A 13,249-nucleotide genomic window follows, 5' to 3' on the forward strand; every position below is an offset into this window, starting at 1 on the left:
TTCACTCACTCGTCATCGTCGTCGTCGAGCCGTGCCAACCATGTGGCGAGGCGCTCGACGGGGATCTCGAACTCCGGGTTGAGGTCGACGAAATGACGCAGCTGCTCCGCGAGCCACTCGAACGTCACGTCTTCTTCGCCGCGGCGCGCCGCGAGCTCCTCGATACCCCGATCCGTGAAATACACGCGCCCAGCTTATCGTCCGTCAGCTCGGTGCCCACCCCGCAAGCGTCGCGCGCCCACGACGAAGCGGTGCCCACCCCGCGTGGGGGAGGGCACCGCTTCATCAGGAACGCACCATCAACGGCTGCTCACGTGAACCTCAGCGCGCGAACGCCTGCTCCATGAGCTCCGCGTTCTGCGCGGCGTGACGCTTGTTGTTGCCGGTCGCGGGCGACGCGGACGCCGGACGCGACACGACGCGCAGACGTCGCGTCTCGCCGTGGCTCTCGAGCAGGTCGGGCAGGTTGAAGTACATGAACGGCCAGGCGCCCTGGTTCTTCGGCTCGTCCTGCACCCACACGATCTCGGCGTTCGGGTACGCCGAGACCGCCTCGGCGATCTCCTTGGCCGGGATCGGCGCGAGCTGCTCGACACGCACGATGGCGGTCGTGTCGTCACCGCGCTTCTCACGTTCCGCCTCGAGGTCGTAGACCACGCGGCTCGAGGCGAGCAGCACCCGCTCGACCTTCGAACCGTCGAGCTGCTTCTGGTCCTTCAGCACCGGCTCGAACTGGCCCGAGGTGAAGTCGGCCGGCGAGCTCGTCGCGGCCTTCACGCGCAGCAGCTGCTTCGGCGTGAAGACGATGAGCGGCTTGCGCGGTCGCGCGTGCGCCTGGCGACGCAGCAGGTGGAAGTACGACGCCGGCGTCGACGGGTAAGCGATCGTCATGTTGTCCTCGGCGAACAGCTGCAGGAAGCGCTCGATGCGCGCCGAGCTGTGGTCCGGACCCTGACCCTCGTAGCCGTGCGGCAGCAGCAGCACGACGGAGCTGCGCTGCGCCCACTTCTGCTCCGAGCTCGAGATGAATTCGTCGATGATGGTCTGCGCACCGTCGACGAAGTCACCGAACTGCGCCTCCCACAGCACGAGCGCGTCGGGACGCTCGACCGAGTAGCCATACTCGAAGCCCATCGCGGCGTACTCGCTGAGCAGCGAGTCGTAGATCCACAGCCACGCCTGGTCATCCGTGAGGTAACGCAGCGGCGTCCACTCGTTGCCGTTCGCCTTGTCGATGAGGACGGCGTGACGCTGCACGAACGTGCCGCGTCGGGTGTCCTGACCGGACAGACGCACCGGCGTGCCGTCCATGAGTAGCGAACCGAACGCGATGAGCTCGCCCATGGCCCAGTCGATGCCGCCGTCCTTGACCATCGCCGTGCGACGCTCGAGCAGCTGCTTGAGCTTCGGGTGCAGCGTGAAGCCCTCCGGCGGGTTCGTCCACACCGCGCCGATGCGCTCGAGAGCGGCCTCGGTGATCGCGGAGGAACGGCCCGAGGAGTAGGCGCTCTTCGCGTCGTCCTCGAGCTGAGCGGACGGGCGCTCGAGGCCGCCGTGGCCCTCGGCGTCGGTGCCCTGGCTGGAATCGGACGAAGCGCTCTGCGCGGCGCTGTCGGCAGCGGCCTTCTTCGTCGCCTCCTTCGTCTCGACGAAGACGCGCTCGAGCTGCTGCTGGTAGTCCTTGAGCAGTTCGTCGGCACGCTCCTGGTCCATGTCGCCGCGGCCGACGAGGGCCTCGGCGTACAGGCGACGCACGGACTTCTTCGCCTCGATCAGCTTGTACATGAGCGGCTGCGTCATCGACGGGTCGTCGCCCTCGTTGTGACCGCGGCGGCGGTAGCACACCATGTCGATGACGACGTCCTTGTTGAACGTCTGGCGGTACTCGAACGCGAGTTCCGCGACGCGGACGCAGGCCTCCGGGTCGTCACCGTTGACGTGGAAGATCGGCGCCTGCACCATGCGCGCGACGTCCGTCGAGTACGTCGATGAACGCGACGAGCTCGGCGCGGTCGTGAAGCCGACCTGGTTGTTGATGACGACGTGGATCGTGCCGCCGGTTCGGTAGCCGCGCAGCTGCGACAGGTTCAACGTCTCGGCGACGATGCCCTGGCCCGCGAACGCGGCGTCGCCGTGGAGCAGGATCGGCAGCACCGTGAACGCCGTGCCGGCGAGGTTGATGCGGTCCTGCTTGGCACGGGCGATGCCCTCGAGCACCGGGTCGACGGCCTCGAGGTGGCTCGGGTTGGCGGCGAGGTAGACCTTCGTGTGGTTGCCCTCATCGGAGACGAACTCGCCCTCGGTGCCGAGGTGGTACTTGACGTCACCGGAGCCCTGCACCGAGTTGGGAGCGGCGGTGCCCTCGAACTCGCGGAAGATCTGGCCGTACGACTTGCCCGCGATGTTGGCGAGCACGTTGAGACGGCCACGGTGCGGCATGCCGATCGCGGCCTCTTCGAGGCCGGCGTCCGCGGCCTCCGACAGGATGCGGTCGAGGATCGCGATGACGGACTCGCCGCCTTCGAGGCTGAAGCGCTTCTGGCCGACGAACTTCGTCTGCAGGAACGTCTCGAACGCCTCGGCTTGGTTGAGCTTGCGCAGGATGCGCTCCTGCTCGTCCGACGTCGGCTTCGAGTACGTCTTCTCCAGCTTGTTCTGCATCCAGGCCCGCTCCTCGGGGTTCTGGATGTGCATGTACTCGACGCCGACCGTGCGGCAGTACGAGTCACGCAGGATGCCGAGGATCTTGCGCAGCTTGAGGAAGTTGGCGCCGCCGAAACCGCCCGTGGCGAACGTGCGGTCGAGATCCCACAGCGTCAGGCCGTGGCTCGTGACGTCGAGGTCGGGGTGACGACGCTGCTTGTACTCGAGCGGGTCGGTGTCGGCCATGAGGTGACCGCGCACGCGGTAGGCGTGGATGAGCTCCTGCACGCGCGCGACCTTGTTGATGTCGTCGTCGTGGTTGGCAGAGATGTCCTGCACCCAGCGCACCGGCTCGTAGGGGATGCGCAGCGACTCGAAGATCTCGTCGTAGAAGTTGTTCTCACCGAGCAGCAGCTGGTGGATCTGACGCAGGAACTCCCCGGACGTCGCACCTTGGATGATGCGGTGGTCGTAGGTCGAGGTGATCGTCAGGATCTTGCTGACGGCGTTGCGGTTGAGCGTCTCCTCGCTCGCGCCCTGCCACTCGGCGGGGTAGTCGAGTGCGCCGACACCGATGATGGCGCCCGCGCCCTTCATCAGACGCGGCACCGAGTGCACCGTGCCGATGCCACCGGGGTTGGTCAGCGAGATCGTCGTGCCCGCGTAGTCCTCGAGCGTCAGCTTGTTGTTGCGCGCCTTCTTGACCATCTCTTCGTACGCGGCCCAGAACTGCGCGAACGTCATCGCCTCGGCGCCCTTGATCGACGGCACGACGAGCGTGCGCGAACCGTCGGGCTTCTGCAGGTCGATGGCGAGGCCGAAGTTGATGTGCCCCGGCTGGTGCAGGACGGGCTTGCCCTTCTCGTCGACCGAGAGGGAAGCGTTCATCTCCGGCATGACGCGCAGCGCCTTGATGATGGCGTAGCCGATGATGTGGGTGAAGCTCACCTTGCCGCCGCGGCCGCGGGCGAGGTTCGAGTTGATGACGATGCGGTTGTCGATCAGCGCCTTCGCAGGGACGGCGCGGACCGACGTCGCGGTCGGGACCTCGATCGAGGCCTCCATGTTCTGCACGATCTTGGCGGCGATGCCCTTGAGCGGGGTGTCCTTGTCGTCCGCCGCCGGCACGTCACCGAGGGCGCCGTCGCCCTGGTCGCGCGGCGTCGGCAGCGGTGTGTGGCCCTCGGCCTGCTTCGGGTCGAGCTTCTGCGGCTCGCTCTCGGCGGTGCGCGTCGGCTCGGCGGCCTGCTGTGCAGGCGCCTCCTGCTGGTCGCGCGGTGCCTCGGCGGCCATCGGCTTCTCGGTTCGGGGAGCGGCCTTAGCGCCCGAGCCCGACGTGGACGTGGACGTGGAGGCCGGCGCCGAGGAGTTCGACGAGCCCGGCTGATAGGTCGCGAAGAACTCCTGCCATGCGGCATCCACGGAGTTCTTGTCCTTGCTGTACTGCTCGAAGAGTTCCTCGACGAGCCACTCGTTCGCGCCGAAGTCGTCGTGCTCAGAGCTGGGGGACTGGGATGACACGCAGATGCGCCTCTTTCATTCGCGTCGATTCACGTACACGTGCGGGAGGCGTCCCGTTGCCCCCGCCATGACGCGGCGCGTGGCCGTGTCAGGCAGGAGCGAGGTGAACCACTCCACTGCCGTGTGGTACACGGCATACGTTGCCACCCTATCGCTCCCGCGCCGCCGCCGCGAGAGGCGGTCGGTGGTGAGGTGGCCCACCCCGGCGCGAGACTGCGCGGGCCTCGCCGGTCGAGGCCGGCCCGGGGGGTGGAACGAGCCCGGTGAACGGCTGCGCCCGTGGTAATTTCACTGCGTCATGACGCAGTGGATATTGATCCTCCTCGGAGTTGTCCTCACGCTCGGAACGGCACTGTTCGTCGCCACCGAGTTCTCTCTCGTCGCGCTGGATCGTCACTCCGTCCAGCGCGCCATCGACGACGGCGACGAACGCGCCCGCCCCGTCCTCGCCTCGCTGCGCGGGTTGTCGACGCAGCTGTCGGCCGCGCAGGTCGGCATCACCCTCACGACGCTGATCCTCGGCTTCATCGTCGAACCCAGCGTCGGTGCGTTGCTGCGCACCCCGTTGGCGGCCATCGGCGTCACCGGCGGCGCGGCCTCGGCGACCTCGACCGTCCTCGCGATGGTTCTCGCCTCCGCCTTCTCGATGATCTTCGGTGAACTCGTCCCGCAGTTCCTTGGTATCTCCGCGCCTCTTCGCGTCGCCAAGATCGTCGCGCGGCCCGTACAGGTGTTCGCCGCCCTCTTCAAGCCGCTCATCGTCGTGCTCAACGGATCGGCGAACCTGCTGCTGCGCTCCATGGGCATCGAACCGCAGGAGGAACTGTCCGCCGCCCGCACGCCGCAGGAGCTGAGCTCCATGGTGCGTCGCAGCGCCGAGGCCGGCACGATCGAGGAGGGCACCGCGCACCTGCTGACGCGCTCGCTCAACTTCGGTGAGCGCACCGCGTCCGACGTCATGAGCCCGCGCGTGCGCTGCGAGGCCGTCGATCGCGACGCGACGGCGGATGACGTCGTCCGGCTCGCGAGGTCGACGGGCCACTCGCGCTTCCCGGTGCTGGGGGAGGACTGGGACGACGTCCACGGTGTCGTCCACGTCAAGAAGGCCATCGCCGTGCCCGTCGAACGCCGCGGCGATGTGCCCGTCACCGCTCTCATGGTCAAGCCGACTTTCGTGCCCGAGACGATCACGCTCGAACCGCTGCTCGTGCTCCTGCGTGGCGCGGGGCTGCAGCTCGCCATCGTCATCGACGAGTACTCCGGAACCTCGGGCCTGGTGTCGCTCGAGGACGTCATCGAAGAGATCGTCGGTGAGGTCAGCGACGAGCACGACAAGCTGCACGACGCGAGCCGTCACCTGCCCGACGGGTCCTGGACGGTGCCCGGGCTGTGGCGCCCCGACGAGGTCGTCGATCGCATCGGCGCGCCCGTGCCCGACGATCGCGCCTACGAGACGCTCGGTGGTTACGTCATGCAACAGGTCGGCCGCATTCCCGAGGTCGGGGACGAACTCATGCTGCCGGGATGGCGCCTGCGCGTCGTGTCGATGGACGGCCGGCGTGTCAACCGCGTCCGGTTCACCCCGGCGGTGCAGGGGCAGTCGATGGACGATGTCATCGGCGGCGCAACCCGGGCCGGTGAGGCCCGATGATGCTCTGGATCTCGCTCCTGCTGCTGCTCGGCAACGCGTTCTTCGTGGGCGCCGAGTTCGCCGTCATGGCAGCGCGGCGCTCGCAGCTCGAACCGATGGCCGCGGAGGGCTCGAAGCGCGCCTCTGCGGCGTTGGAGGCCCTCGAGAACGTCGCCTCGCTGCTCGCCTGCGCGCAGCTCGGCATCACGGTCTGCTCGGTGCTGCTGGGTGCCGTCGCCGAGGACGCGGTGCACCACCTCATCGCCGGCCCCCTCGAGGCGACGGGCATGCCGGACGGGCTGACGCACGTCGTCAGCCTGCTGCTCGCGCTGCTCATCGTCGCGTACTTCCACGTCGTGCTCGGTGAGATGGTGCCGAAGAACCTCGCCATCGCCGGGCCCGACCGGGCAGCGTTGCTGCTCGCGCCCGCACTGCTGTGGGTGACGAAGGCGATCCGCCCGCTCGTCACGGTGCTCGAGAACGTCAGCAAGGCCATCGTGCGACGCATGGGCATCGAACCGCAGGACGAGGCGGCCTCGACGTTCTCGACCGAGGAGGTCGAGATGATCGTCGAGGAGTCGCACCGAGAGGGTCTGCTCGAGTCGGGGCAGGAGCGCCGCGTGCGTGAGGCGCTGGAGTTCACCGACAAGGTCGCGAGCGACGTGGCCGTGCCGCTCGACTCGCTCGTCACGCTCTCGTTGGGCGCGACGCCCGCCGATGTCGACGCGATGGTCGCCAAGCACGGGTTCTCGCGCTTCCCGGTCATGACGACGTCGGGGGAGCTGCGCGGTTACATCCACCTCAAGGACGTGCTGTACGCGCAGGACGAGGCGTACACCGAGCCTGTTCCGCCGCGCCGCATCCGGCTGCTCGCGACGGTGCGTCCCGGGGACGAGGTCGAGGACGTGCTCGTCACGATGCAGAACTCGGGCGCGCACCTCGCGCGCGTCGTCGGTGACGACGGGCGCACGAGCGGTGTCGTGTTCCTCGAGGACGTGCTCGAGGAACTCGTCGGCGAGGTCGCGGACGCGACGCAGCGCTTCGACGCGCGCGCGTTGGCCGGAGCGTCGCGGGCCGAGTCGGCGTCGGTCGTCCGGGCTGACCAGGCGCGCCCGCGCGCGTGATGATGCCCGCCGTCGCCGGGAACTGCTGGTAAGGTGTCGTCTCGCGCTCATGGAGCGCATGCCCCCTTAGCTCAGGGGATAGAGCACCGCCCTCCGGAGGCGGGAGCGCAGGTTCGAATCCTGCAGGGGGCACAAGACGAACGGAGGCCCGATCCATCCGCGCCAAGCGCCGCCGGATCGGGCCTCCGTTCGTCTTGTGTCAAGCTCGAAAAATTCGGGAGGACGACGAGCGTAGCGAGGAGGACGGGTCCTGCAGGGGGCGTTGTCGTAGCCTGCGATCAAGCTGGCGTGGCATACCCTGGCCCGGTGATGTCGGCAGATCCTTGGGTAGCGCTGGATCGCGACGTCGGGGTGTCCGTCGCCTTTTCCGTGGATGCCGACGGGCGGGTCGTCACCCCTGCGCCGCGTGTCGCGGCGTCGCGCGAGCGCTCCGCCACCCATCGAGATGACTTGGGCAGGGCTCAGCGGATCGCCGCACTCATCACCGCGCACCTGGGGCTGTCGGCCGTGGCTCGACCCTCTGGTGGAAACATCGAGGTCGACCTGTCGTCGGACGGGTGGCTCGGTCGCTGCGGGGCCGAGACGGGCATCATCGCCGGCGCGGCCACAGACGTCCGCCGCGCCCGCCCGCCGCTGCGCGCCTTCGGCCAGAGCCTCACCTGGGACGCCGTCGCACAGGACGTCGGCCGCGACGCGCTCGTGTGGGCGTCGCTGCTCAGTGCGTCCAAGACGCCACCGCTGACGTTGGGGCAGCGCCTCGACGACCTGTCGAGCCGCCGCGACGCGAACCTTGTCGCTCGTGCCCGCCGTGCCCAGGCAGCCGCGATGATACGGCTCGAGGCCGCGACCGAACTGCTCGACAGCGGCGCCCTTGACGCCGACACCTTCGACGTAGAGCCCCTGGCCTACGCAGACGGCGCCGACACCCCGGCCCGCGACGACCTCGCCGTCGACGGTTCTGCCGCTCTCTCTCGTTCGCCGGACGGTGGGGACCACGTCACCCCCGCACCCTTGCGGGTGGCTGTTCTCCTCACCTCCCGGGCGTTTCACGACGCGGCGCGCACCGGCCGCACCCGTCCTGCGTTGCTCGCGATCGACGATCTGGCGGTGGCGATGCTGCGTCACGTCGAGGCTGCGCCCGTCACGCGGACGGATGTGCCCGCGCTGAGCGCGGCCCGTAGCATCGTGCGAGAAACCCTGGACGCTGCCTGCGTCGCAGCGCCCGTGCCGTACTGAACGCGTCGATCCTCGATGCGGCCGGCGGCGGTGGGCGTGCGATCGCTGCGGGTCCGATCCGCGCGCAGCGGGGGCTGCCGGGCCGTCTCGGCGCAGCGCCGTCCCCCTCGCGAGAAGGCAGCAAGGAGACCACGTGAGCGTCAGGTCGGCCGCCCCCACGGGCGCCCTCGAGCAGATCGTGTGGCCGCGCACCGCGCGCCGCCGTGATGACGGCGTCGTCGAGATCGCCGGCATCGGCCTCGACGAGATCGCCGAACGTTTCGGCACGCCGGCGTACGTCATCGACGAGGCCGACGTCCGCAGCCGGGCCCGTGCCTACCGTGAGGCGTTCGCGCGTGCGTTCGCGGCCATCGGCACCCAGGCGGACGTGTACTACGCGGGCAAGGCGTTCCTGTCGTCGCACGTCGCGCAGTGGGTCACCGAGGAGGGGCTGCGCCTCGACGTCTGCTCGGGGGGTGAGCTCGCGATCGCGAAGAAGGCGGGCGTGCCGGGCGAGAACATCGGCATGCACGGCAACAACAAGGGCGTCGCCGAGATCAACGACGCCCTCGCGTACGGCGTCGGGCGCATCGTCGTCGACTCGTTCGAGGAGATCGACCGCGTCGCCGACGCCGCTGCGCGCCACGGCATCACGGCGCCTGTCATGATCCGCGTCAAGCTCGGCGTCGAGGCGCACACTCACGAGTTCATCGCGACGGCGCACGAGGACCAGAAGTTCGGTTTCTCCGCCGCCGACGGCCAGATCGGTGACGCCGTCGCTCGCGTCCTCGCCCGCCCGGAGCTTCACCTGCTCGGCTTCCACAGCCACATCGGCAGCCAGATCTTCGAGTCCGCTGGCTTCAAGGAGGCCGCGACGCGCCTCATCGCCCTGCAGTTGCAGGTCGCGAAGGAGCACGGCGTCGAACTGCCGGAGCTCGACCTCGGCGGCGGTTTCGGCATCGCCTACCTGCCCAGCGACGCACCGCTCGACCCCGCCGAGATGGCGATGCAGCTCGCCGGCATCGTGCGCGAGGCGTGCCGGAACGCCGACGTCGCGGTGCCGCGCGTCTCGATCGAGCCGGGCCGCAGCATCGTCGGCCCCGGCGGCGTGACGCTCTACCGCGTCGGTACGGTGAAGCTCGTTCAGGCGAGCGACGACCTCGTGCGCACGTACGTCAGCGTCGACGGTGGCATGAGCGACAACGCGCGCCCCGCGCTCTACCAGGCCGACTATCACGCGGCGCTCGCGAACCGCGGCGGCAGCGACGAGCTGACGCCGACCCGCATCGTCGGCAAGCACTGTGAGAGCGGCGACGTCGTCGTGCGCGACATCGACTTCCCGTCCGACACCCGTGACGGCGACCTCGTCGTCGTCGCCGCGACCGGCGCCTACTGTCGTGCGCTGGCCTCGCAGTACAACCACGTCCCGCGCCCGCCCGTCATCGCCGTCGCGGACGGCGACGCTCGCGTGCTGCTGCGCCGCGAGACGATCGACGACCTGCTCGCCCTCGAAGGGGAATGACATGACCACCACCGCATCCGCCATGCCGGCCGACTCGACGACCCCGCGCGAGCCGATCACGATCGCGCTGCTCGGCAGCGGCGTCGTCGGCACGTCCGTCGCCCGCGAGCTGACCCAGAACGCCGCCGATTTCGAGGCCCGTATCGGTGCGCCGCTGCAGATCGTCGGCGTCGCGGTGCGCGACACGCGCAAGGACCGCTCGGAGACGGGCCTGCCGGCCGACGCCTTCACGACGGACGCGCAGGCGCTCGTCGACGGTGCCGACATCGTCGTCGAGCTCATGGGTGGTGACGAGCCCGCCAAGAGCCTCATCACGCGCGCCCTGAGCAACGGCTCGAGCGTCGTCACGGCCAACAAGGCCCTGCTCGGCAGCGATGGCCCGGAGCTGTACCAGCTCGCGATGGATCACGGCGTCGACCTGTCCTACGAGGCCGCCGTCGCGGGCGCCATCCCGCTCATCCGTCCGTTGCGCGAGTCGCTCGCGGGCGATGAGGTGACGAAGGTGCTCGGCATCGTCAACGGCACGACGAACTTCATCCTCGACAAGATGCACCGCACCGGCGCCGACCTGCGGGACGTGCTCGCCGAGGCGCAGGAGCTCGGTTACGCCGAGGCCGACCCGACGGCCGACGTCGAGGGTTACGACGCGCAGGCGAAGGCCGCCATCCTCGCCTCCCTCGCGTTCCACACGCGCGTGCGCACGAGTGACGTGCACGTCGAGGGCATCATGAACATCACGGCGGAGGACATCACCGCCGCACGCCGCGCGGGCTGCGTCATCAAGCTGCTCGCGATCGCCGAGAAGGTCGAACGCGGCGAGGCAGACGGGGGAGCGGGCGTCAACGTCCGCGTTCACCCCGTCCTGCTGTCGCGCTCGCACCCGCTCGCGAGCGTGCATGAAGCTTTCAACGCGATCTTCGTCGAGACGAAGCTCGCCGGGGAGCTGATGTTCTACGGCCGCGGGGCGGGCGGCGACCCGACGGCGTCAGCCGTCCTCGGCGACATCGTCCAGGCCGCGCACCACCGCGTCACCGGCGGGCGCGGCTCGGGGGAATCGGCCTACGCCGACCTGCCGATCCTGCCGATCGGCGAATCCCTGACGCGTTACGTCGTTCGCGTCGAGGTCGCCGACGAACCGGGCGTCCTCGGGCGCGTGACGAGCGCGTTCGGCGAGCACGGCGTCTCCATCGAGAGCATGCGCCAGGGCGTGCGCCGCTCCGAGGATGGCCTCGCCTCCCTCACCTTCATGACCCACCAGGCGCCGGAGGCCGCGCTCGCGGCCACGGTCGACTCGATCAAGAAGCTCGCGGACGTCGACTGCGTCTCGTCCGTGCTTCGCGCAGAAGGAAACTGACATGGCTCACCTGTGGCGCGGCGTCATCACCGAGTACGCCGAACGACTTCCGATGCTCGACGGTGCTCCCGTCGTCACGCTCGGGGAGGGCGGCACTCCGCTCATCCCGGCGGAGAAGCTGAGCGAGCGGGTCGGTGCGCGCGTGTTCGTCAAGTACGAGGGCCTCAACCCGACCGGTTCGTTCAAGGACCGCGGCATGACGACGGCGATGTCGATGGCCGCGAAGAACGGCGCGAAGGCCGTCATCTGTGCCTCGACGGGCAACACGTCCGCCTCCGCCGCGGCCTACGCGACGAAGGCCGGCATGACGTGCGCCGTCCTCGTGCCCGACGGCAAGATCGCGATGGGCAAGCTCAGCCAGGCCATCGCGCACGGCGCGCAGCTGCTGCAGGTCGACGGCAACTTCGACAACTGCCTCGACGTCGCGCGCAAGCTTGCCGAGAGCTACCCCGTAGAGCTCGTCAACTCCGTCAACCCGGCCCGCATCGAGGGCCAGAAGACGGCCAGCTTCGAGATCGTCGACGCGCTCGGCGACGCGCCCGACATCCATGTCCTGCCCGTCGGCAACGCCGGCAACATCACGGGTTATTGGAAGGGCTACCGCGAGTACGCGGCGCCGTTCACGACCGCCGACGGCCGCGAGCTCGCCGCCGTCGCGACGAAGACCCCGGCGATGTGGGGCTTCCAGGCCGAGGGCGCCGCGCCGCTCGTCGCGGGCCACCCGTTCGACGAGCCGGAGACGATCGCAACGGCCATCCGCATCGGCAACCCCGCATCGTGGAAGCAGGCCGAGCAGGCCCGCGACGACTCGGGCGGCGTCATCGACGCCGTCAGCGACGACGAGATCCTCGCCGCGCACCGCATCCTGTCGAGCGAGGAGGGCATCTTCGTCGAACCGGCGTCGGCCGCCTCGATCGCCGGGCTGCTCAAGATGAGTGACGCGGGCCGCGTGCCCGCGGGCGCGACCATCGTCTGCACCGTCACCGGGCACGGCCTGAAGGATCCGCAGTGGGCCCTGCGCGGCGCCGACGGCGACGACATCCAGCCCGAGCGCGTCTCCGCCGACGCCTACTCCGTGGCGCGCGCGCTCGGCCTCGACGCCTGACGATGGCCCGTTCGCTCAGCGCCTCCCGCCTCCGGCCGAGCCGCACGCCTCAGGTCGGGTCGACGGCGCACGTTCGCGTGCCCGCGAGCACGGCGAACCTCGGGCCGGGTTTCGACTCGATCGGCATGGCCCTCGACGTCTGGGACGACGCGCGCGCCGAGGTGACGGACGGCGGCCTCGTCGTCGACGCGCGCGGCAGCGGCGCCGGTGAGGTGCCGCTCGACGGCTCGCACCTCGTCGTGCGCTCGATGGGGGCGGCATGGGAAGCGCTCGACGTCGCGCCGCCCGCAGGGCTGGAGCTGAGGTACACAGGCGCCGTGCCGCACTCGCGCGGCCTGGGCAGTTCGGCGACGGCGATCGTCGCGGGCGTCGCGCTCGCGACGGCGCTCGCCGGGCACGATCTCGACGACGCCGCGACGCTCGCGTTCGTCAATGACGTCGCCTCGAGCATCGAGGGCCACCCCGACAACGCGTCGGCCTCCGTCTACGGCAGCGTGACGGTGAGCTGGGCCGACGTGCTCGAGGGCCCCGACGCGCCGCGCGACTGGCACACCGCCGTCCTGCGCCCGCACCCCGATGTCGTGCCCGTCGTCATCGTCCCGGCGCAGCGCCTGTCGACGGCGACGGCTCGCGCCGCGTTGCCCGAGAGCGTCCCGCTCGCCGTGGCAGCGCGCAATTCGGGGCGCGCAGCGCTGCTGGCTCACGCGATCACCACCGAGCCGTCGCTACTCATGCCCGCGACGCTCGATGCCCTGCACCAGGAGCAGCGCCGTTCGGCCTACCCGGATTCGATGGCGCTCGTCGACGCGCTGCGTGACGCCGGCGTCCCCGCCGTCATCTCGGGCGCGGGTCCGACGGTGCTCGCGCTGGCATCACGTTTCGCCCTGAGCGCGGTGCACGATGTCGCTGGGGGCGGCGAGGTGCTCGAACTGAGCGTTCCGACGCGCGGAATCACCCCCATGTCGCGCTGATCCGCCGCCGGGGTGTACCGTTTTGGTGCACCCGGGTGGTGCTCGAGTTCGACCATGCCACACGACGCGACGCTGTCGTCGCGCCAGGCCCGTGACCTCTGGGTCACCGTTCTCGCCTCAGCCTCGCTGCAGGTCATCATTCGCTTCCAGGTGCGCTGTTCCCG

Annotated in this window: 9 protein-coding genes and 1 tRNA gene; 8 read left to right on the forward strand and 2 right to left on the reverse strand. The window is 69.7% G+C overall.

Translation table 11 applies throughout. The features are described from left to right. Positions 1 to 5 precede the first annotated feature (5 nt). Positions 6 to 185 carry a DUF6104 family protein gene (locus ABH936_RS08060; RefSeq protein WP_006946035.1) on the reverse strand — a complete coding sequence of 60 codons (180 nt, stop codon included), beginning with the start codon at positions 183 to 185 and terminating at the stop codon, positions 6 to 8. Between the two features lie 136 nt (positions 186 to 321). Continuing rightward, positions 322 to 4,164: a multifunctional oxoglutarate decarboxylase/oxoglutarate dehydrogenase thiamine pyrophosphate-binding subunit/dihydrolipoyllysine-residue succinyltransferase subunit gene (locus tag ABH936_RS08065; protein ID WP_074040417.1), complete on the reverse strand. Its 3,843-nt coding sequence runs from the start codon at positions 4,162 to 4,164 to the stop codon at positions 322 to 324. Positions 4,165 to 4,462: 298 nt separating this feature from the next. Here ABH936_RS08065 and ABH936_RS08070 point away from each other — a divergent pair, with 298 nt between their 5' ends. From ABH936_RS08070 to ABH936_RS08105, 8 genes are all read left to right on the forward strand, one after another. Next, positions 4,463 to 5,815, forward strand: coding sequence for a hemolysin family protein (locus tag ABH936_RS08070; RefSeq protein WP_006946029.1), 1,353 nt, complete (start codon positions 4,463 to 4,465; stop codon positions 5,813 to 5,815). Beyond that, complete coding sequence (locus ABH936_RS08075) at positions 5,812 to 6,918, forward strand: hemolysin family protein (RefSeq protein ID WP_006945979.1); 1,107 nt, start codon at positions 5,812 to 5,814, stop codon at positions 6,916 to 6,918. The genes ABH936_RS08070 and ABH936_RS08075 overlap by 4 nt, the downstream gene beginning before the upstream one ends. A gap of 60 nt (positions 6,919 to 6,978) precedes the next feature. Next, positions 6,979 to 7,050 (forward strand) — tRNA-Arg (locus tag ABH936_RS08080). A 375-nt stretch (positions 7,051 to 7,425) separates the two neighbouring features. After that, entirely contained in the window at positions 7,426 to 8,154 is a 729-nt protein-coding gene (locus ABH936_RS08085; RefSeq protein ID WP_150112732.1) for a hypothetical protein, read from the forward strand. Positions 8,155 to 8,287: 133 nt separating this feature from the next. Beyond that, positions 8,288 to 9,655, forward strand: coding sequence for a diaminopimelate decarboxylase (gene lysA / locus ABH936_RS08090; RefSeq protein WP_165584508.1), 1,368 nt, complete (start codon positions 8,288 to 8,290; stop codon positions 9,653 to 9,655). A gap of 1 nt (position 9,656) precedes the next feature. Then, entirely contained in the window at positions 9,657 to 11,009 is a 1,353-nt protein-coding gene (locus tag ABH936_RS08095) for a homoserine dehydrogenase (protein ID WP_136788684.1), read from the forward strand. 1 nt (position 11,010) lies between these two features. Beyond that, positions 11,011 to 12,114, forward strand: coding sequence for a threonine synthase (gene thrC, locus ABH936_RS08100; protein WP_038567355.1), 1,104 nt, complete (start codon positions 11,011 to 11,013; stop codon positions 12,112 to 12,114). Positions 12,115 to 12,191: 77 nt separating this feature from the next. Then, entirely contained in the window at positions 12,192 to 13,085 is an 894-nt protein-coding gene (locus ABH936_RS08105) for a homoserine kinase (RefSeq protein ID WP_062257167.1), read from the forward strand. The last annotated feature ends 164 nt before the right edge of the window (positions 13,086 to 13,249 follow it).

It is taken from the genome of Dermacoccus sp. GAS27A (genome assembly GCF_044909235.1).
Classification (GTDB): Bacteria; Actinomycetota; Actinomycetes; order Actinomycetales; family Dermatophilaceae; genus Dermacoccus; species Dermacoccus nishinomiyaensis.